The following is a 287-nucleotide window of genomic DNA, read 5'->3' as shown; positions in this document are numbered from 1 at the left end:
AACCATATACCCCGGAAAATTCGGAAGCAATATGAACGTTTCAAAAAACCAGGTTGTGTGGCCTAAATGCCATTTTGGAGGACTTACATCTACCATGGGCTGTACGACGTAATCTTCAATTTCCAGAGGAGCACAAATGGCTAGAGAATGATTACGGACCGCTGTATATTTTTTTACGGCATCAATATTTTTGGGACTTGCTATCATCTTTTTATATTTAATTGTTTACTGTACTTTCCATACGGAATCTATGAACCATTTTTTAGAGTCTTTTATTTCTCCTGCGA

General features: G+C 37.3%; 1 pseudogene. It reads right to left on the bottom strand.

The annotated features are described in order from the left end of the window. Positions 1-207 (bottom strand): annotated as a pseudogene (locus tag SCA31_RS22960) (ergothioneine biosynthesis protein EgtB); the annotation flags it as partial. Positions 208-287 lie beyond the last annotated feature (80 nt).

Origin of the sequence: Chryseobacterium sp. SIMBA_028 (assembly GCF_046535285.1) — a bacterium.
Taxonomy (GTDB): Bacteria; Bacteroidota; Bacteroidia; order Flavobacteriales; family Weeksellaceae; genus Chryseobacterium.
The sequence above is the reverse complement of the archived record's forward strand: the minus strand, read 5'-3'. Positions and strand labels throughout refer to the sequence as shown.